The sequence below is a fragment of the Haloterrigena salifodinae genome (genome assembly GCF_003977755.1).
GTDB lineage: Archaea > Halobacteriota > Halobacteria > Halobacteriales > Natrialbaceae > Haloterrigena > Haloterrigena salifodinae.
Genome location: NZ_RQWN01000005.1, coordinates 160,535 through 178,682 on the forward strand (window position 1 = coordinate 160,535; position 18,148 = coordinate 178,682).

Here is an 18,148-nt window from a genome sequence, read left to right on the forward strand (position 1 = left end):
ATCTTACTCCTCGGGGTCGACTCCGACTTCCGGTTCGTACCGCTGCGATTCGATCGTGCCCGCGACGTGTTCGCCGTACTCGGCGGCCGTCAGCTCACCCTGATTGTACTCTACGGCCCACGGCGTCTCGATCGTCGCCGAGCCATACGACGCCGGCGCGTCGTCGAGGATCGTCGCCCCCAGCGCGGCGGCCTCGAACCCGCTATCGATCAGCGCCGCGTAGCCGCCCGCGAGCAGCCCGACGTCGTGGAGGTTCCCCTCGTCGGCGCGGTCCGTGTTAACGTACTCGAGCGTCAGCACGTCTCGCTCGCGGTCGATCGATTCGACCGCCAGATCGTACTCGCCGAGCGTCGAAACGAGTTCGTCGGGGCCGGCGATATCCGCCTCGGCGAGTTCGTGAATCCGCTCCTCGATGATCTCGACCCGCTCGCGGACGGGGAGATCGGGTATCCGTTCCGACACCGGCCACTTCGTATTCTGCGGGAACTCCGTCCCCATCTCCTCGATACAGCCCGCGAGGCCGACGGTCGCGGCGACCGCGCTCGCCTGCAACAGCCGCCGTCGGCTCGTCCGATCCGTCGACTCCGACGGTGACCCCTTCATACATCTGTCCTCGTCGCCTCGTGGCAAAGGGATTCGTTCGGCAAACGCCGGCACCGGGCTAAAGGATCGATTGCTCGTACGCACGTCCACGACCGAGCCAGATGGCACTCGAGCTGTACAACGTCGGCCTCGTCGTCGTCGGGATCGCGCTGTTCGGCATCGCCGTTCTCCCCCGGTTCGTCTCCGACCGAGCGATCTCGATGCCGATCTTCTTCGTCGGCTTCGGGATGCTCGCCTTCGGACTGCCGATCGGGCTCCCGGCGCCGGATCCCCTGGAGCAGGGGACGACGACGGAACATCTCACGGAACTGGGCGTCATCATCGCCCTGATGGGCGTCGGGCTGAAGATCGACAGACCGCCGGGATTGCGCGCGTGGGCGTCGACGTGGCGGCTACTCGCGATCACGATGCCGCTGTCGATCGCCGGCGCGGCGCTGCTGGGCTGGTGGCTGGGCCTCGTGATCCCGACCGCCGTTCTGCTGGGTGCGTGTCTCGCCCCGACCGACCCGGTGCTGGCCTCGGAGGTTCAGGTTGGCGGTCCCGGAATGGGCAGCGAGGCGGAGGAGGCCGAAGAGACGGCCGGGATGGAAGACGAGGTTCGATTCGCGCTCACCTCGGAGGCCGGGCTGAACGACGGGCTGGCCTTTCCCTTTACGAATCTGGCGATCGCGTTCGCGCTCGTTGGCTTCGTGCCCGGCAACTGGGTCGGCGAGTGGCTTCTGATCGACGTCGGCTACAAGATCGTCGTCGGCGTGATCGTCGGCGTCGTCCTCGGCTACCTGACCGCGCGGCTCGTCTTCGCGACGGAGCCCGACACCCCCGTCGCGGAGTCGGTGCAGGGACTCGAGGCCGTCGCCGGTACCCTGCTGGTCTACGGGGCGACGGAACTCCTCGGTGGCTACGGCTTCATCGCGGTCTTCGTCGCGGCGCTGATGGTCCGCCACTACGAGCGCACCCACGACTACAACCGCTCGCTCCACGAGGTCAGCGAGTTCGCCGAACAGGTGATGATGGGACTGATCATGCTCTTCTTCGGCGGCGCCATCGTCGGCGGCCTCCTGGAGCCGTTGACGATCGAGGGGGTCGCCGCAGCGGTCGCGATCGTCTTTCTGGTTCGACCGCTGGCCGGCATCGTCGGATTCCTCGGCTTCGACCGCGATATCGCCGAACGGGCGACGATCGCCGCCTTCGGCGTCCGCGGGATCGGCTCGTTCTACTACCTCGCCTACGGCCTCAACCAGGCCGCGTTCCCCGACGCCGACCGGCTGTGGGCGGTCGTCGGCGCCGTCGTCCTCATCTCCATCCTCGTCCACGGGATCACCGCGACGCCCGCGGTCCGCTGGCTCGAGAAACGGGCCGAAGCCCGCGAGTGAGTTGCTCCCGTCGATAGTTCGTCGAAGCGCCCGCTATGCGGGTACTTCCTTCGGACTCCGCTCCCAGTGACGGTGTTCGGCGATCGCGTCGACGAACGCCTCGGCGAATTCCTCGAGGTCGTCGCTTTGCCCCGTTACCACGCCGTCCGACGAGACGGTCTTGCCATCGTCGGCGATCTCCACGTCGGGGAGGTCGACCGCCTCGAGGAGTTCCGTCCCCTCGCCGGCGGCGGCGATCGGCTTCTTGTGCTTGAACATCTCCGTGACGAAGTGTTTGGCCTCGCCCTGTTCGACGAGCGCGTCGACGCTGTCCGCGCCGCCGGGGACGAAGACGGCGTCGAACAGCACCGATTCGGCCGTCGCGTGGCTCTCGTCGGCCTCGACCGTGGACTCGTTCTCGGCTTCCGCGTCGCCGAGCATCTTCGAGACGACCTTCACGCGAGCGCCCTGGTCTTCTAGCGTCGACGTGACGGTCTCGAGATGGTCGCTATCGTAGCCGTCGTCGGCGAGGACGGCGATCGTTCGCGTCTCGATGGTGTCGGCGTCTCGGCGCTCGTTGATGCTGAGCGCGGGGTCCTCGGCGTCGTGGTCGGGTAGCTCGTCGCCGGGTTCCTCTGGGGGTTCGACGCCGATCCCCTCGGCGACCTGTTTAGCGAACCCGTGATCAACGTTGTTGAACAGATCGTAGACCATCCGTTCGCGGATTTCCATGCGGTCGACCTTGCTGAGTTCGAACCGGGCGGCGTCGACGATGTTCTGTTTCTCCGGGTCGGTCATGCTGTTCCAGAACAGCCGAGCCTGCGAGAAGTGGTCCTCGAAGCTCTCGCTCCGGTTACGGATCTTTTGTCCCTCGATTTTCTCGGCATAGTGCTCGTAACCGCCCTCGTTCTCGGATGTTTCTCGCGGGTCATCGTCGCCGATCGAGTTGGGCTTGTACGAGGCTTTGCCCTCGTTGATCTCCTGGCGCATGAATCCGGCCCGCTGGTTGTTGTGGCGTTCGGCGACGGGACGGTTGATCGGAATCTCGTCCCAGTTGGCGCTGTTGAACCGGTTAAGCTGGGTGTCCTGGTAGGAAAACAGCCGTCCCTGCAGGAGGGGGTCGTTCGAAAAGTCGATGCCGGGAACGACGTTACCCGGGTGGAACGCGACCTGCTCGACTTCCGCGAAGAAGTTGTCCGGCGTCTCGTTGAGCACCATCTTTCCGACCGGCCGTACGGGAACCTCCGTTTCCGGAACGATCTTCGTCGGATCGAGGATGTCGAAGTCGAATTCGGCGGCGTCGTCCTCGTCGAAGATCTGGACCCCGAGTTCCCACTCGGGCGCGTACCCGGCCTCGATGACGTCGTAGAGCTCCTGTCGGTTGAAATCGGGGTTCTTCCCGGCGATCTTCTGAGTCTCGTCCCAGACTAACTGACTGGTATCGAGTTTCGGCGTCCAGTGGAACTTGACGAACTTCGAATCGCCCTCTTCGTTGACCAGCCGGAAGGTATGGACGCCGAAGCCCTGCATCATCCGATACGCGCGGGGGAGGGCGCGTCCCGATAGCACCCACATGATCATGTGAGTAATCTCCGGTTTGAGGGAGGCGAAGTCCCAGAAGGTATCGTGAGCCGACGACGCCTGCGGGATGGCGTCGTCGGGTTCGGGTTTGATCGCGTGGACCAGATCGGGGAACTCCATCGCGTCCTGGATGAAGAAGACCGGGATGTTGTTCCCGACGAGGTCCCAGTTGCCCTCCTCGGTGTAGAACTTCGTCGCGAAGCCGCGGACGTCCCGCACCGTGTCCGCCGAGCCGCGGGAGCCGACGACCGTCGAGAACCGCGTGAACACGGGCGTCTTCTGGTCGGGATCCTGCAGGAACGAGGCTTTGGTCAGCTCGGAGAGATCGTCGTACTCGCCGAGGTCGGGATCCTCGTAGGGCTGAAAGTAGCCGTGTGCGCCCGTCCCGCGGGCGTGGACGACCCGTTCCGGGATCGACTCGTGGTCGAACTGGGTCATCTTCTCCCGGAAGTGGAAGTCCTCCATGATCGTCGGCCCGCGCTCGCCGGCCTTCAGGGAGTTGTCCGTGTCGCTGATCTTGACCCCGTGGTCACTCGTCAGCTGCTCACCCTCGGGGTTCTCGCGAACGTCGTCGAGTTGCTCCTGTTTGCTGTTCTCGTCGATATCGTCGTCGCGGCTGGTTCCGGTCCGGCCGGATTCGGCGTCGGAGCGGGACTCGTCGGACTCGTCGGTCTCGCCGCCGTCGGTCGCTTGCGGCTGCTCTTCGTCTCGTTCGGTGGGCGTAGAGTCGTCGTCTGACATCGTTGAAACTCCGGGTCGACTCGCGCGCACAGATCGGGGACCCGTACCGCGACTGCGCGTGCAACCGGTCGAGCCGTCGGTATCCTCCTCGAGTAGCCCGTGCGGGCGGTGACGGGCCGCGTCTCGGAGTCTCCGATCTCGCGACCGGTTTACCGTATCGTCCAGAAGTAATCGTATCAACGTCTTCCCGTCCTTCGCAAGTCCGGTACGGGCTCGGTTGCCCGCGTCGAGGATCAGCGGCAGAAATTGTCGCGAGCGACATCGGATCGGATTGATTCCTTCGAGGGAGGAGAGCGCGACCCGAAACGGCGGTTTCGGGACGAGTCCGATCAGAACGGCGACTGTGCGGTCGTTCCGTCGCCCGTAGCCGCGTCGGCGTCCGACTCCGCACCCGGAACGGTCCCCGTCTCGCGGAACTCGGTCTCGAGTCGCTCGAGTTCGGTGTCGAGCGCGTCGGACTGATGGTGTGTCGGGTGGGCGCGCACGCGCACGAGATCGTATTCGTGGCGATCCGCGAGTCCGTTCCACGCTCGGAACGCGCCCGTGACGAGCGCCTCGGCTTGCGGGCAGAACTCGGTCGTCGGCGTGAACTCTGCGCGCAGGACCGACGGCTCGTCGGCGTCGACCGCGTACCGGAACCCGGCGTCGGGATGGCGCCGATCGAGGTTGAGCCGCGCGAGGTTGTAGCCGAACGTCGCGTCGTAGACGCCCCGTTCCTCGAACAACTCGCGGGTGAGCCGGTGAAAGGCGAGGTGGTCGTCGCCCGCGAGCACGTCATGGCCCTCGAGGAACGGGCCGGGCGCCGGTGCGCGGTCCGGATCGAACGCGTCCCACGAATCGAATCCGTCGCCGCCGGGCGTCGTAGACCGGGTGAAGGGGTTCATCACAGTAGCGAAAACGGCCGCGTCGGCCCAGAACCCTCTCCCGAACATATTCCCCGTTGTCGCCACCGGTGCGACCGACAGTGTGGTGTCCGGTAGCCGCGTTTCGTCCGTTCGAGACCGTACGTCCCTCCTCACAATTCTTACCTGAAAACGAATTCTAGACATTCGCAAGGGACGCCTGCGCCGCGAAAATTACTCCCTGAATCGTTCCAGATCATAGCTCTATAATAATATTAAACTATAATTACTACTAAAAATGAGGGTTGATGTTTATTTCTGTACTCTACCGACCAATGATGTACAGCAACACTCCATTAGGGCCGGTGGATTTATATTCGACGACTGTAACCGTCCGGGCAATGCTACTCTCAGCCGATTCATCGAAGGCGACCGCTGCAGACTCGCTCAGTTTTGAAGTTATCAGTGCTGTCGCCGAACAGGAGGGCATCGATCCGGTGGAGATCGAACCGCCGGAGTACGACGCGCTGTACGACGTCATCAATCCGGAAGCCCTCGATTCCCTCTTTGCGCCCCGAGAGGATGGCTCGAGTCGAGGCTCCGGCCGGGTAGAATTCGTCTTCTGTGGCTACCGCGTCGTCGTCACCAGCGACGGCAACGTCGATGTTCTCGAGAAAACCGGCGGCCGATAAGCAGTCGTTCGATCGAAGCTGATCGCGATCCCGTCAGCGGCGAGCATCGGTCGCTGGCCGCGTCGGTCCCGACTCGCTCCGCGTAGTTAGCCGTTCGACTACGTACCGACGATTTCCGGGCACGAAAAACGGGTCCGTCTTCGGTCAGCGCGAGGCCGACGACGTCGCTACTCGTCGGCGCAGGCCGCTTCGAACACGGTCTCGTGGAGACGGTCCGCGACGATCTCCATCAGCGGTTCCATGTTTCGGGTGTCGGCCCGATTGTACTCCACGAGCGTCTCGAGGGCGGCCTCGTCGCCCCGTTCGTACTCGTGCCAGAGCCGGACGGCGTCCCGGCCGCTGAGGTCGGGCATGTCCCGATCGATGCCTAGGTCGCGCTCGATCGCCTTCAGCCCGCCGTCGAGCCCGAGTTGCTTACAGGGGTACATGAGATCGACGTGGGGCGTCGTCACGTCGATGTCGTAGCACGTCTCGAGGAACGGGACGTCGAACCGCTGGCCGTTGAAGGTGACCAACAGCGACGACTCCTCGAGTTCGTCCGCCAGCCGACGAGCGGTCAGATCCCGATCCTTGACGAAGGTCTCGGTTTCGCCGCCGCGGTGGACGCTGACGGTCGTGACGTCCTCGCAGGATGCGTCGAGTCCGGTCGTCTCGATGTCCAGAAAGCAGGTTTCCTCGCGGACGTTCTCGTAGCACCGCCAGCGGCTCGCGGCCGGCAGCTGCTCCGCGAACGGGGCGACGTCGCCGCGCTCGAGGTGGGTCCGCCCCTCCTCGATGAACGAGTGGATGCGGTCGGCCAACGTGTCGCCGACGACGCTGCCGTCGAACTCGTCCCAGTGGGTGATTCCGTGTTGCCAGAGTTTGCGTTCGGTGGTCTCCCCGACACCGCGGACGGGAATGAAACTGTTCTCGATTCGCACACCACTTCGAGGGGGACGAGCGAACTAAAAGCGATTGGATCGACGGCGACGGCTCGATCGAACGGCCGTTCGGCAGCGGGATCGACGACGCGCCAGGCCGAGAATCGGGCGTCGCCAGCTCGAGAAAGATGGAACGTCGCGTAGATCAGCTGTCGTCGGAGCTGTTGTCCGAGAGGTAGAGCGTCCGGTCGATGATGTCGACGGCCGCCTCACTCCAGCGCTGGACGGCGTCGCCGTCCGAGTCGGGGATTTCGATGACGATGCGGTTCCGACCGATCGTCACGTCGGCTTCGGGCGTCGCGTCGCGGTCGGCGAAGCTCCGCAGCTGGTACTGGAGCAGCCGTTTCGTCGAGCCGCTGATCTCGACGGTGTCCGTCTCGAATTCGTAGGTCAGGACGGTGTTTTCGCCGCCGTCGTCGCGCTCCGTGCCGTCGGAAGCAGATCCGTCGCCGCTCTCATCGGTCCCGTAGACTTCCGCCGAGACGTCGAACTGGTGGCTCGAGAGCTCCGGCGCCGGTGCCTCCTCGTTGATCGAGTCGACGGCCTCCTCGACCGTCACGTCCTCGAGGTCCTCGTCGTCGAACTCGAAGGCGGCCACGTCGCCGGCGAGCGGATCTGCCGCGTCGACAGTCGGCTCGTCGTTGGACTGCTCCGTCTCGTCGTCCGAAACGGCGTCGTCGACAGTCTCCAGACCGGTTGCGTCCGACTCGTCGCTTTCGTCGTCGGCGTCCGCCTCGGCCTCTTCAGCATCCGGTTCGTTCGTCTCAGTCTCAGCGTCGTCGAGTTCGAGGCCCGTCTCCGCCGTCGGCCGGTCGTCCGCAGCAGCGTCGTCGGCCTCGCTCTCGTCGGCCTCCGGCTCGAGCGCTTCGGCGTCGGTTTCGGTTCCGTCCTCACCGACAGTTTCGCCCTCGGCCGCACCGTCGTCCTCGTCCGAGCCGACAGCAGTGTCGTCCGTCTCGTCGATGTCCGCGTCGGCGTCGACCGAGGCCGCTTCGGGATCGTCGTCGTTCGACGCGTCGGCGGTCGTTGGCGCTGCCGATTCCCGCTCGAGATCGTCTTCGGCCGTCTCGGCCGGCGGCGCCGCCACAACGGAATCAGTTTCGTCGGCCTCGGACTCGTCGGCGGCCGCGGCTAACGTATCCGTCTCCTCCGTCGCGGTCGAGTCAACCGGCCCGGCGGCGATGACCGCGTCGTCCCGCTCCGAGCCGTCGGTTAGCTCGCCGGCGATCGTCGGTCCCGGGTCGGCGATCGCGTTGCGATCGAGCCGAATCGCGTACCACGCCGTCCCGTCGGAGTGCGAGATGAACCGACCCTGGTTGCGTGCCGCCCGATCATTCGGCGTCTCGTCGGTCGCGGCGTCGCTCTCCGTCGCCGCCTCGTGGCTGGAATCCGCATCCGGTTCGTCCGCCACGTCGGCATCGACGGTAGTATCGCCAGCGTCAGCGTCGGCAGCAGTCGCTGCCTCGGTTGGGGCCGTCGACCGTTCGTCGGCGAGAGCCGCTTCAGCCGCGTCCGTTCCGGGCGCCGTCGGGTCGGTCTCGAGGTCGGGAGACGGTTCGTCGACCCCGGAGACAGCAGCGCCGTTGGCCGACGTTTCGGCCCCGCCGGCGGCGGCTCGATCGGCAGCGCGAGCGTCAGCAGTTTCCGTTTTGACGCCGCCGGTACCGCGCGCCGCTCCCGCCGCGGTCTCGGCTCTCGTCGGACCCGTTTCGGCACCGGGAGCCGTCGCCGTCGTCGCGTCAGCGGCGGCGCCACCGTTCCCGTTGGGGGAGTGCTGGGCCGCCTGCTGCGGTTCTGCGGGCTGTGGCCCGCCGGCTGCTTGCGATCCCGGACTCTGTGTCGTCTGTGCTGTCTGGCCCTGCGCCTGTCCGGGGTTCGGGCCGGAGCTGATGGTCCCGCCGCTGAGGTGCAGCTGGGTCCCGCCACCGCCGCCGCGTCCGTTCGAAATGTTGTCCAGCGAGTGGCCGATATCCGTCAGATCGTCGTCGATATTGTCCTCCAGCTTGTCGATCTTGTCTCCGACGCTCCGTAACGCCAGCGCGACGTCCCACAGCACGACGACGCCGAAAAAGAGGAGCGCGAGGAAGACGGTGACGGCAGCTCCGCCGAGAAGCTCAGCATTGACTTCCATATATTGTACTCTCTAATCCGATAGGTCGTTCCGTATATAGTCCTTCTGCCGTAACACCAATATCCCTGGAGTGCTTCGGTCCGAAGACGGGCGTTACACGCTATTTCTGGCGAGTACCCGTTTCCAGACTGACCGTTATTATCACAACCTGGTCATTAGATTACAGCTGTATAGACAACGTTGATAACTATCGTTATTTCGTGAGTGTTGTCTCGAACGAACGGTTCGGAACCTCCCTCGTCGCGACCGACCTACCGGCCCGGCGCGGATCCGATCAGACGGTGAACCAGTCGGTCGGCGTCTCCCGATCCCTGAGTTCCCACCGCTGTTCGGCGACGCCGTCACGGACGCGAATCTCGACGACCGCGTCGAACAGCGGTTCGAAGAGGTGGACCGCTTCGTGGTCGCGATCGAGCGGCAGGTGGTAGTGACCCATCCCCTGGAGGGCGTCCACCCGCGACGTCGTCATGTGCAACAGTCGAAACACTTTCTCCGCCGTGTGTTCCTCGAGCAGCGCCACCAGCGAGTCGACGCAGACCCGTAGCTGGGACGGCTCGAGGCCGTCGGCGTCACCCTGAAAGCCGTCGATCGCGTTGGCGATCTCGATCCCCAGCGCCCCGAGCGGCGTGCGACCGCGCAGTTCGGCGTCCTCGCTTGCGGTGGGATCGAGCGCCGAGTAGTCGATCGTCCGAGCGGTCCCTTCGTCCGACTCGTCGTTCGCTTTCGCGAGCGACTCGCATCCGTCGGTTACGAACAGTCGATACCGCGCGCCGTCCCCCGTCTCGCCCAGCAGCCGATGACAGAGCGACGTGTGCACGTCGGCCGTCTCCGCGCCGACGAGCAAGACGTTGCTCCCGTCGCGCTTGAGTCTCGCAAGCGTCTGGGCAAAGTCGGCTTGCTCCACCGCAGCGCCCCCTCGTTCAGTTGTCATCCTTTTTATCGAGTCTCCGGTATTATAATAAATATTGTGGCCGGGATCCACCTACGCGACCACCGGGCGAATAATAGCGATCGGTCCGATCACCCGGCTTTTTGTTCCGGCCGCCGTAGCTGAACTATGGCCGATCCCGACGACGAACTCGCCGAGGCCGTCCGCGAACTCACACGGACGATCGAGGAACTCCGGTCAGAGCTCGAGTCGACCCGGCGCCGGCCGCCGTTCCGCCCGCCGGCGCCCCGACCGCCGACGCCTCGGGAACTCCTCGCGTTCACCGACGAGGTCGCGATTCCCGCCGCGATCGCGGCCCTCGAGACCAGCGTCCGTGCGCTCAAGGGCTTCCAGCGAGCCCTGCAACTCGCCCGGACCGAACGGGACGTTCGCGACCGGACGACCGAAGCCACGCGGACCGCCGGGGAGCGCGCCGACGACCTCCGCCGATCGACGCTCTCCGGACTCGACACCGTCCTCGCCGAACTCCAACGGGCGGCGTCGGACGGCGACCTCCCCGCCGACGAGGGCGCTCGCGAGTTGCTCTCGGAGGCCCGCGAACTGCGCGACGACGTCGACCGGCGACTCCGGGACGCCGGCGACGACCTCGAGCGCCGATCGACCGACGCGACGGACGCCGTCCGAATCGATATCGAGGACGGCGACCCGCTCGACGGTGCGTCGGACGACGAGTCGGAGCCGGACCCGGGCGTCGACGTCGACGCCGAACTCGAGACCCTGAAGGATCAGTACGGCCGCGACGACGGTGCCGACGGTACCGACGATGATGCCTCCGGCGAATCCGATGGCGATAAATCCGCCGCTGATGACGACGACGCCGCTGCTGATGACGACGACGCCGACTCGAGCGAAAACGGTTCCGACGCGGCCTAGACCGGCTGGAACCGGTAGCCGTCCCAGTCCTGACTCTCCGGTTCGCGGATGCCGGCGCCGGGCTCGCGAAGTTCCTCGACGTGGACCGGTTCGACTTTGTCGCCGGTCTCAATCTCGTCGGTGGTCACCTGACCGAGCGCGCGGACCGACTCCCCGTCTACGTCGAACTCGACGATAGCGAGCGTGTTCGGCTCGCGAACGCCGGGCGGCGTCGCCGTGCTCGTCGTCCAGGTGACGACTTCGCCGGTATACTCGCTGAGATCGATCGTCTCTACCGGCTCGGTGCCGCCGGGCCCGCGGGGGTGGCCGGGGTAGCTGATCGAGCCATCTTCGTACTCGTAGGCTTCCATAGTCATCGTGCCGCCTCCATGATGGTGGTGATAACGCAGTTGCCGAAGCCGCCGACGTTACAGCAGAGGCCGACGTCCGCGTCGACCTGCCGCGGTCCGGCTTCTCCCATTAACTGTTCGTAGATCTCGACCGCCTGTGCAACCCCGCTGGCGCCCAGCGGATGGCCTTTCGACTTGAGTCCGCCGGAGGTGTTGATCGGCAGTTCGCCCGTGTCGCGCTCGGTGTAGCCGCTCTCGACGAGTTCCCACGCTTCTCCTTGCTCAGCGAAGCCCAGCCCCTCCATCTGGAGGAACTCGAGGATAGTGAACATGTCGTGGAGTTCGGCGACATCGATATCGTCGGGGCCGTAGCCGCTCATCTCGTAGGCGCCCTCGCCGCTCTCGACGACGCCGCCCATCACGGTCGGATCCTCTCGTTCGTGGACGACGTGGGTGTCCGTGGCGCCGTCGATGCCCGAAATGACGACGTAGTCGTCCGTGTACTCCTCGGCGACGGATTCCGGACAGAGCATCAGCGCCGCGGAGCCGTCCGTGATCGGACAGAAGTCGTACAGCCGGAGCGGATCGGCGACGATCGGCGACTCGAGGGCCGTCTCCTCGTCGATCTCCTTCTGGAACTGCGCGTTGGGGTTGTCGACGCCGTTCTTGTGATTCTTGACGGCCACCTTTGCCAGACTGTCTCGCGGCGCGTCGAACCGCTCGAGGTAGTGGCGGGCGGTCAGCCCCGCGAACGACGGGAGCGTCACGCCGTGTTTGTACTCCGCCGGATGGGTCAGCGACGCGATGACGTCGGTCGCTTCGCCGGTCGTCCGGTGGGTCATCTTCTCGCCGCCGACGAGCATCGTCATGTCGCTGGCGCCGCTGGCGACCGATTGCCAGGCGGCGTAGATCCCCGCGCCGCCGCTGGAACTCGTCTGGTCGACGCGCTGGGTGTACGCCGGCATCGCGTCGATGTCGTGGGCCAAGGCGTTGGGAATTCCGGTCTGGCCCTCGAACTCGCCGCTGGCCATGTTCGACACGTACAGGTGGTCGAGGTCGCTGGCGTCGACGCCGGAATCCTCGAGACATTCGAGGCCGGCCTCCGCGAGGAGGTCGAGGACCCACTCCCCCTCGCGTTGCCCGAACTGGGTCATCGACGCACCGATGATTGCAACACGTTCCATAACCTAGGAGACTCGAGTCATCGATTTATAAGGTGGGGTTAGGCCACCGACGTCGCGACGTCATCGTCGGGGACCGAGCCGGGAAGAAGAGAGATCGAGCGTCCGTCGCCGTTCGATCAGGCCGATTCGGCTGCCGCCGTCCGCAACTCGCTGGCCCGCGAGCGCGCCTGCGAGACGATCGCCGGCCGAGCTTCAAAGGAGACGACGACGTCCTCGTCGCCGTAGGCGACTTCCTCGACGTTGGCGTTGTCGTGGAGCCACGAGACGACGCTCATCGTGTCGTCGGTCATCGGCAGGAGGAGGCGCTCTTCTTCCCAGTCGGGCAGTTCCTCGTCGATGCGCTCGAGCAGGGCGTCGACGTTCGTCCCGTCCCGGCCACTGACGGCGACGGGGTTCGGGGCGAGCGCAGACAGGGCGTCGCGCTTCTCTGCGAGCTCCTCGTCGTCGACCTTGTCGATCTTATTCAGCACCGTCACGATCGGCGCCTCGTTGCGCTCGTAGAGGGTGTCGTGGCTGGTGACGAGCTTCTCGTGGATCTCGTTGATGTCCTCGCTGACGTCGACGACGAGCAACACCAGATCGGCTCGGTAGACGGAGTCGAGCGTCGACTTGAACGACTCGACCAGCCAGTGGGGCAGATCGCTGATGAAGCCGACGGTGTCGGTCACCAGCACGTCGCGGGGCTCGATGTCCGCGCGGCGGGTCGTCGTTCCCAGCGTCGTGAACAGTTTGTCCTGGGATTCGGCGGTCGCGTCGAGATCCGGATGGAGGTCCTCGTTTTCCTCGACCGTGAGGTCGTCGGCGAGCCGGCGCAGCAGGGTCGACTTGCCGGCGTTGGTGTACCCCGCCAGCGCGACCAGATCGAAGCCGGAGTCGCGCCGACGCTCCCGGCGGTGTTGCTCGGTCTGCTCGATCCGCTCGAGCTCGTCTTTGATCCGGCTGATCTGGTCCTTAATGTCCTGCTCGCGGCTCTCGTCGTACTCGCCGAGCCCCATGAAGCCGGGGTGTTCCTCGCGTTTGGCGAGGCTCGTCTTGGCCTCGGCGCGGGGCAGTTCGTACCGAAGTTCGGCCAGTTCGACCTGGAGCTGGGCTTTGCGGGTCTGGGCGCGCTGCCCGAAGATCTCGAGGATCAGCGTGAACCGGTCGATCACCTCGACGCCTTCGGGGAGCAGTTGCCCGAGGTTATACGTCTGGTAGGGGCCGAGCCGGTTGTCGAAGATGACGGTCGTCGCGTCGGTCGCGACGACTTCGTCGGCGAGTTCCTCGGCTTTCCCCTCGCCCAGCTGGAGGGCGGGATCGGCCTTCCGCGACTGGGTGATCTCACCGACGACGGTGTACCCCGCGGCCGCGGCGAGGTCGCGGATCTCACTCGTGTCGGGCGTTCCCGAATCGACGCGCTTGGCGATGATTGCTCTCATGCGGGTGGAAAGACGTGCTCGTAGCTCTTGCTCGGAGAAGAAGGCTCGAGACGACGTGAGACGGGTCGCTTGGCGACCCGACGGCCCGTTGGTCCCACGGGCTGGGTACGGCGGCTCGATACTCGCGACCGCGGCTGCCCGATCGCGCTACGGATGGCGGTCGAACACCTCCGTTACTGTTCGACGGATACGGCACATACCCGACCGTACGCCCCCGACGGTCTTGAATCCCGTGGCGCGTCCACAGGCCATGCGGCGGAGTCGACGCGCCGGAACGCGACTCGATCCGCAGCGAGCAGCGCGTCGCAGATCGAAGCTGACGTCAGCTATCAAGAATATCACGAAGCCATAACAGTCATTGGAGACGACCCGAATACGACACCGTGATGCTAGACGTCGATCCGACGGGGCTGGGCCTCGAGTTCGGGGGCAGCGCGGTCGTTGGTGGGGTGCTCGGATTCGCCACGAAACAGATCGCGAAAGTGCTCGCGATCATCGTCGGCGTCGAGTTGATGGCCTTTCGCTACCTCGAGTCCCAGGAGATCGTCACAGTCGACTGGAGCCGCCTCTCCGCGGGACTGCTCAAGACGGGCGACCGCGCCCAGGAGGGCGTTCACTGGCTCGTGTCGGCGCTCTCGATGGTCTCGGTTGGGGCCGGTTTCGCCAGCGGTTTCCTGATCGGTTACCACCGCGGGTGAGAAGGCCGCACCGCCCGCCGGAACGTCCTACCGCGTCTTCAGGTCGTCCTTGTCTTTGATGATCTCCGTCTCGGCCTCGCCGCTGGAGTGTTCGTTGACGACGTCGTAGAAGTCGTTTTGCATCCCCGCGGGGAAGGTGATGACGCCGACCCACGAGCCGTCGGCCTGCCACTCCTCGCGCTCTAAGTCACCGAACTGGCGGACCTGCGCCTGCGCGCTGCCGGCGTACTCGGCGGGGATCTGCACGGCGATGGTCACCTCCTCGAATCGGATCGGAATAACGGGACGCAGGTCGTCGAGCGCGTCGTCGACCTGGCTCTCGACGGGTTCCATCGGATCGACCGTGAACCCGGCCTGCTCCAGGGCGTTCTCGATGCGCTCGGGCGGGTGGGGCGCGTTGTCCATCTGGGGGTTGACTGCGTTGCGCGCGATGGTGTCAATCAGTTGCTTGCGCTTCTGTTCTTGCATCTCGCGGCGCTGATCGGCCGTGATCTGGATCTCCCCCTCCTTGATCACTTCGGGGATGATCTCGAGGGGATCCGTCGTGTCGAAGACCTTCTCGAGGTCGTCCTCGGCGGGACGGTCGCCCCGCGACGCGTCCTCGAAGACGTCCTCGGCGGCGATCACGTCCTCGAGGTCGCCGTCGAACTCGTCGCGTTTGATCTCCAGTGCCGCGTCCGGGTCTACGAGCACCTCGAAGCGCGCCCCGTGTGACTCGAGTCGCGCCGTCACCGCCTCGTCGAGCGATATCATATCGGTTGCTTCCCTCGCCAATGAAAAGAGTGTTTCCCGATATCACGGCGCGGGTTCCGGGTTCGACCCCGCTTCGAACCGGCGACAGCCGGTCGTCCGGTCGGTCGAAACGAGCCGCCGCTCGCGAGCGCCGCCGCTGAGCGGGTACGGATCCGGTCGTCCATCGGGCGCGGGTGGAGGTAGACGGTGAATAGTTCGCACGCTCACGCGCACAGATTGAACGGGAAAAGCGAATCGTTCCGTGGGTCGAACCCGTCGTCGTCGACGCGCGGGACGAAGGCGGTACTCGAGTCGAAATCGAGCGAGTCGGTTACTCTTGCTCTTCGTCGTCCGCGGCGGCGTCGTCGCCCTCGTCTAAGATGTCGTTCTCCTCGAGGTGGGACTCGATCCGGTCGTAGTCGAACTGCTCGAAGGACTCGGTCTCGACGTCGACCGTCGCGAGGCCGACCTCGGTTGGGAGGAGCGAGCCGTCGTTGACCGACGCGAGGGCGTCGAGCGCGAGCGCGATGCCGCCGTCAAGGTCGGCTTCCTCGTCGTAGTTCTCCTCGAGGTAGTCCTGGAGTTCGCCGCGGTCGGCGCCGACGGCCAGGGCCTTCCACTCGTAGGGCGTCCCCGAGGGGTCGGTCTCGAACAGGCGCGGTTCGCCGTTGTCGATGCCGCCCACGATCAGCGCGACGCCGAACGGACGGGCGCCGCCGACCTGCGTGTACTGCTGGATGTGGTCGGTGACCTCCTTGGTCAGCGTCTCGACGCCGATCGGTTCGCCGTAGCGCAGCTGGTTGACCTGCGTCTGGCGGCGCGCGAAGTCGATCAGCTGGCGGGCGTCGGCGACGTGGCCCGCGCTGGCGATGCCGATGTGGTCGTCGGCCTTGTGAATTTTCTCGACGCTCGAGTCCTCGAGCAGCGGGGAGGGGACTCGTTTGTCGACGGCCAGCACGACGCCGTCGCTCGTTCGGACGCCGATGCTCGCCGTTCCTCGCTTGACCGCCTCGCGAGCGTACTCGACCTGGTAGAGTCGGCCGTCGGGCGAGAAGATCGTGATGCCGCGGTCGTACGCCTGCTGTTGGGCTTGTCCCTGCATAGTATCACGCTAAATCGTAATCGAGGTCTGTCGCACCCGTGAACGCCTCATCGAGTCGTACGTCTGCAACGCATTCCCGCAGGACGGCGACTCGCTCCTCGTTCCCGAACACGACGTTTCTCTTCTCGGAATCTTGCCCGCGGCGTCCTAAATACTTTTCTTCAGCGGCACGGATCGTACCACTGATACCGCAGACCCGTACGCCGACCGCAGCGCCGTCGATCTCGTCGATACAGGCGAGGGCCGCGCGGGCCGGCTCGGTCTCGCCGCGGCGGACGCGGACGATCGCCTCGCCGGTTTCGCCGGCGAATTCGAACCTGAGGACGGTCATATCGGCGTGGGCGCTGCCCGGATCTCCCAGCAGGTTCTGGGCCGCGTACCAGCACTCCCGCTGGAACGCCCGGCGATCGATCACGGCGTCGGGCCAGGTCTCGAGTTCGACGGCGAGATACCGCCACCGCGGCTGGAGGTGTTTCGGGAGGTGTTTCATTCGTCCGCGGCGGGGTTGTCGCCGGGATCGCCGACCTCGCCCTCGGCGTCGGTGGCGGTCGTCGACCGCTCGGCGACCAGCACGCCGACCTGGTCGTGGACGCGTTCGACGGCGGTCAGCGAGAAGCCGGCGTCGGTGAAGGCGTCGGCGAGCGCGCCGACCGTCGCAGGATCGTCAACCTCGGGCGAGTAGAACGGCGCGTCGGAATCCGGCTCGCCGAAGAACATCACGTCCCCAAGGACGAACTTTCGGGGCTCGAGGGCGGCGATGACGTCGATCGCCTCGCGCTTTTCGTCGTCCGAGAGGTGGTGCATAGCGAAGTTCGAGGTGACGACGTCCACGCGAGCGGAACGAGTGTGGGATCGAGGCGTCTCCGACGACTCGGTGTCGACCGGGCCGTCGTACTCGGGCTCCCGGAAGGTGCCGTAGTCGAACTCGAGGTTCTCGAGGCCTTCCTCGTCGGCCTTGCGCTCGGCTTCTTCCATCATCCCCTCGCTGATGTCGCGGCCGACCACGCGGTCGGCGTCGGGGGCGAGCGCGAGCGCGATGGCGCCGGTCCCCGTTCCGAGATCGAGGACGACGTCGTCCTCGCCGGGGGCGGCGTGTTCGACGACCAGATTCGCACAGGCGCGGTACTCGTCGGACTTCGACTCGTCGTACTCGCCGGCCTTCTCGTCGAACCGGGCGGCGTGGTCCTCAAGGCTCTTCTTCATACCTACCCCGTTCGACCCCGGGCTCAATGAACGACTCGGACTGGATCCGGCGGTTGCGCTCGGCGAGCCGCCCCCACTCTGCTAACCCTCGCTCGACGAACGCCGTCGAGAGACCAATCTCCTCGCCGAGCGCCGTCAGTTCGCGGGGAGCGCGCAACTCGAGGTGCGAGCGCGGGTTCGCGCTGACTACGTAGGGGGCGTCGTAGTGGCCGACGATCTCCTCGAGTTTGCGCAGCGACTGGAGGACCCTGACTCGACGTCCGCCGCTGGTCCGGAGCACCCCGGAGAGGTCGAACTCGAGGCGGACGCCGTTCTCGACCGCCGCCTTCACCAGCACGTGGTTTACGTCGCCGTTGTCGGCCATCGGATGGGCGAGTACGTCGACCTTCTCGCTCTCGACGGCGAACCGGTTCATGGCGTTCGTCCCGCCGTGGACGCCGACGATCGTCTCGGTCGTCCGATAGTTCCCGACGGAGCCACTGGCCTCCTGGGGGTCGTCGGCGCGGATCTCGAGGCCCTCCACGACGTCGATCCCGTACTCCTCGCGGATCGCCTCGGCGTCGTACTCCGCGCGCGAGTCGTGGTGGTTGCGCACGACCACGCCCTCGAAACCGTAGTCGGCCGCCGTCTTGGCGAACCGGGCGACCGTGCTCTCTCCGTCTGGGTGGGCGTGGACGGCCTCGTACATACTCGAGTCGTCTCGCGGCGGCGACTTGGGGTTTGCGTCATGCTCCGAACGAAAACTCTTGGCCGGGAGCGCGTCTCGAGCGCTGCGAGAGACGCGCGACTCGGGGGAGG

At 65.7% G+C, this 18,148-nt stretch carries 18 protein-coding genes; 4 read left to right on the forward strand and 14 right to left on the reverse strand.

The window, feature by feature from the left end:
* Nucleotides 1–3: 3 nt before the first annotated feature.
* Nucleotides 4–603 (reverse strand): hypothetical protein, encoded by a 600-nt coding sequence (locus EH209_RS20955; RefSeq protein WP_126664756.1) that lies wholly within the window; start codon nucleotides 601–603, stop codon nucleotides 4–6.
* A gap of 101 nt (nucleotides 604–704) precedes the next feature.
* Between EH209_RS20955 and EH209_RS20960 the strand changes: the two genes are divergently transcribed.
* The gene (locus EH209_RS20960) at nucleotides 705–1,976 is read left to right on the forward strand and encodes a cation:proton antiporter (protein ID WP_126664757.1); all 1,272 of its coding nucleotides are present in this window, start codon (nucleotides 705–707) and stop codon (nucleotides 1,974–1,976) included.
* Nucleotides 1,977–2,009: 33 nt separating this feature from the next.
* Here EH209_RS20960 and EH209_RS20965 read toward each other — a convergent pair whose 3' ends face one another.
* Both EH209_RS20965 and EH209_RS20970 read right to left on the reverse strand, forming a co-directional pair.
* On the reverse strand, nucleotides 2,010–4,277 hold the full coding sequence (locus EH209_RS20965; protein ID WP_126664758.1) for a catalase: 2,268 nt from the start codon (nucleotides 4,275–4,277) through the stop codon (nucleotides 2,010–2,012).
* Nucleotides 4,278–4,606: 329 nt separating this feature from the next.
* The gene (locus tag EH209_RS20970) at nucleotides 4,607–5,209 is read right to left on the reverse strand and encodes a hypothetical protein (RefSeq protein ID WP_126664759.1); all 603 of its coding nucleotides are present in this window, start codon (nucleotides 5,207–5,209) and stop codon (nucleotides 4,607–4,609) included.
* A 311-nt stretch (nucleotides 5,210–5,520) separates the two neighbouring features.
* Between EH209_RS20970 and EH209_RS20975 the strand changes: the two genes are divergently transcribed.
* Nucleotides 5,521–5,811, forward strand: a complete 291-nt coding sequence (locus EH209_RS20975; RefSeq protein WP_126664839.1) for a HalOD1 output domain-containing protein — start codon at nucleotides 5,521–5,523, stop codon at nucleotides 5,809–5,811.
* Nucleotides 5,812–5,978: 167 nt separating this feature from the next.
* Here the strand turns inward: EH209_RS20975 and EH209_RS20980 are convergent, their stop codons facing one another.
* The 3 genes from EH209_RS20980 to EH209_RS20990 form a co-directional block, all read right to left on the reverse strand.
* The gene (locus EH209_RS20980; RefSeq protein ID WP_126664760.1) at nucleotides 5,979–6,731 is read right to left on the reverse strand and encodes a ribonuclease H-like domain-containing protein; all 753 of its coding nucleotides are present in this window, start codon (nucleotides 6,729–6,731) and stop codon (nucleotides 5,979–5,981) included.
* Between the two features lie 145 nt (nucleotides 6,732–6,876).
* Complete coding sequence (locus EH209_RS20985) at nucleotides 6,877–8,862, reverse strand: AAA family ATPase (protein ID WP_126664761.1); 1,986 nt, start codon at nucleotides 8,860–8,862, stop codon at nucleotides 6,877–6,879.
* A 274-nt stretch (nucleotides 8,863–9,136) separates the two neighbouring features.
* Entirely contained in the window at nucleotides 9,137–9,793 is a 657-nt protein-coding gene (locus tag EH209_RS20990; protein WP_126664762.1) for a DUF7504 family protein, read from the reverse strand.
* A 126-nt stretch (nucleotides 9,794–9,919) separates the two neighbouring features.
* Between EH209_RS20990 and EH209_RS20995 the strand changes: the two genes are divergently transcribed.
* On the forward strand, nucleotides 9,920–10,684 hold the full coding sequence (locus tag EH209_RS20995; RefSeq protein WP_126664763.1) for a DUF7547 family protein: 765 nt from the start codon (nucleotides 9,920–9,922) through the stop codon (nucleotides 10,682–10,684).
* Here the strand turns inward: EH209_RS20995 and EH209_RS21000 are convergent.
* The 3 genes from EH209_RS21000 to hflX form a co-directional block, all read right to left on the reverse strand.
* Entirely contained in the window at nucleotides 10,681–11,040 is a 360-nt protein-coding gene (locus EH209_RS21000; protein ID WP_126664764.1) for an OB-fold domain-containing protein, read from the reverse strand. The two genes, EH209_RS20995 and EH209_RS21000, sit on opposite strands and share 4 nt — an antisense overlap.
* A complete protein-coding gene (locus tag EH209_RS21005; protein WP_126664765.1) occupies nucleotides 11,037–12,197 on the reverse strand; it encodes a thiolase family protein in 1,161 nt (386 codons plus the stop codon). The genes EH209_RS21000 and EH209_RS21005 overlap by 4 nt, the downstream gene beginning before the upstream one ends.
* Nucleotides 12,198–12,313: 116 nt before the next feature.
* Complete coding sequence (hflX, locus tag EH209_RS21010) at nucleotides 12,314–13,615, reverse strand: GTPase HflX (protein ID WP_126664766.1); 1,302 nt, start codon at nucleotides 13,613–13,615, stop codon at nucleotides 12,314–12,316.
* Nucleotides 13,616–14,001: 386 nt separating this feature from the next.
* Between hflX and EH209_RS21015 the strand changes: the two genes are divergently transcribed.
* Nucleotides 14,002–14,313 carry an FUN14 domain-containing protein gene (locus EH209_RS21015; RefSeq protein ID WP_126664767.1) on the forward strand — a complete coding sequence of 104 codons (312 nt, stop codon included), beginning with the start codon at nucleotides 14,002–14,004 and terminating at the stop codon, nucleotides 14,311–14,313.
* A gap of 27 nt (nucleotides 14,314–14,340) precedes the next feature.
* On the opposite strand, the gene EH209_RS21020 is transcribed toward EH209_RS21015, so the two are convergent.
* From EH209_RS21020 to EH209_RS21040, 5 genes are all read right to left on the reverse strand, one after another.
* Nucleotides 14,341–15,066, reverse strand: a complete 726-nt coding sequence (locus EH209_RS21020; RefSeq protein ID WP_126664768.1) for a ribosome assembly factor SBDS — start codon at nucleotides 15,064–15,066, stop codon at nucleotides 14,341–14,343.
* A 310-nt stretch (nucleotides 15,067–15,376) separates the two neighbouring features.
* Nucleotides 15,377–16,147 carry an archaeal proteasome endopeptidase complex subunit alpha gene (gene psmA / locus EH209_RS21025; protein WP_008895421.1) on the reverse strand — a complete coding sequence of 257 codons (771 nt, stop codon included), beginning with the start codon at nucleotides 16,145–16,147 and terminating at the stop codon, nucleotides 15,377–15,379.
* A gap of 4 nt (nucleotides 16,148–16,151) precedes the next feature.
* Entirely contained in the window at nucleotides 16,152–16,637 is a 486-nt protein-coding gene (locus EH209_RS21030) for an Rpp14/Pop5 family protein (RefSeq protein ID WP_126664769.1), read from the reverse strand.
* Entirely contained in the window at nucleotides 16,634–17,350 is a 717-nt protein-coding gene (locus EH209_RS21035) for a class I SAM-dependent methyltransferase (protein ID WP_126664770.1), read from the reverse strand. The genes EH209_RS21030 and EH209_RS21035 overlap by 4 nt, the downstream gene beginning before the upstream one ends.
* Nucleotides 17,334–18,038: an RNase P subunit p30 family protein gene (locus EH209_RS21040; RefSeq protein ID WP_126664771.1), complete on the reverse strand. Its 705-nt coding sequence runs from the start codon at nucleotides 18,036–18,038 to the stop codon at nucleotides 17,334–17,336. The genes EH209_RS21035 and EH209_RS21040 overlap by 17 nt, the downstream gene beginning before the upstream one ends.
* Between the last annotated feature and the right edge of the window lie 110 nt (nucleotides 18,039–18,148).

Bases quoted from the DNA above. Each gene is read 5' to 3' on its own strand.
- EH209_RS21020 (WP_126664768.1), bottom strand. From the start codon at position 15,066: ATGATATCGCTCGACGAGGCGGTGACGGCGCGACTCGAGTCACACGGG.
- EH209_RS20955 (WP_126664756.1), bottom strand. From the start codon at position 603: ATGAAGGGGTCACCGTCGGAGTCGACGGATCGGACGAGCCGACGGCGG.
- EH209_RS21000 (WP_126664764.1), bottom strand. From the start codon at position 11,040: ATGACTATGGAAGCCTACGAGTACGAAGATGGCTCGATCAGCTACCCC.
- EH209_RS21035 (WP_126664770.1), bottom strand. From the start codon at position 17,350: ATGAAGAAGAGCCTTGAGGACCACGCCGCCCGGTTCGACGAGAAGGCC.
- EH209_RS20960 (WP_126664757.1), top strand. From the start codon at position 705: ATGGCACTCGAGCTGTACAACGTCGGCCTCGTCGTCGTCGGGATCGCG.
- EH209_RS20970 (WP_126664759.1), bottom strand. From the start codon at position 5,209: ATGTTCGGGAGAGGGTTCTGGGCCGACGCGGCCGTTTTCGCTACTGTG.
- EH209_RS20965 (WP_126664758.1), bottom strand. From the start codon at position 4,277: ATGTCAGACGACGACTCTACGCCCACCGAACGAGACGAAGAGCAGCCG.
- hflX (WP_126664766.1), bottom strand. From the start codon at position 13,615: ATGAGAGCAATCATCGCCAAGCGCGTCGATTCGGGAACGCCCGACACG.
- EH209_RS20990 (WP_126664762.1), bottom strand. From the start codon at position 9,793: ATGACAACTGAACGAGGGGGCGCTGCGGTGGAGCAAGCCGACTTTGCC.
- EH209_RS20995 (WP_126664763.1), top strand. From the start codon at position 9,920: ATGGCCGATCCCGACGACGAACTCGCCGAGGCCGTCCGCGAACTCACA.
- psmA (WP_008895421.1), bottom strand. From the start codon at position 16,147: ATGCAGGGACAAGCCCAACAGCAGGCGTACGACCGCGGCATCACGATC.
- EH209_RS21040 (WP_126664771.1), bottom strand. From the start codon at position 18,038: ATGTACGAGGCCGTCCACGCCCACCCAGACGGAGAGAGCACGGTCGCC.
- EH209_RS21015 (WP_126664767.1), top strand. From the start codon at position 14,002: ATGCTAGACGTCGATCCGACGGGGCTGGGCCTCGAGTTCGGGGGCAGC.
- EH209_RS20975 (WP_126664839.1), top strand. From the start codon at position 5,521: ATGCTACTCTCAGCCGATTCATCGAAGGCGACCGCTGCAGACTCGCTC.
- EH209_RS21030 (WP_126664769.1), bottom strand. From the start codon at position 16,637: ATGAAACACCTCCCGAAACACCTCCAGCCGCGGTGGCGGTATCTCGCC.
- EH209_RS20985 (WP_126664761.1), bottom strand. From the start codon at position 8,862: ATGGAAGTCAATGCTGAGCTTCTCGGCGGAGCTGCCGTCACCGTCTTC.
- EH209_RS21005 (WP_126664765.1), bottom strand. From the start codon at position 12,197: ATGGAACGTGTTGCAATCATCGGTGCGTCGATGACCCAGTTCGGGCAA.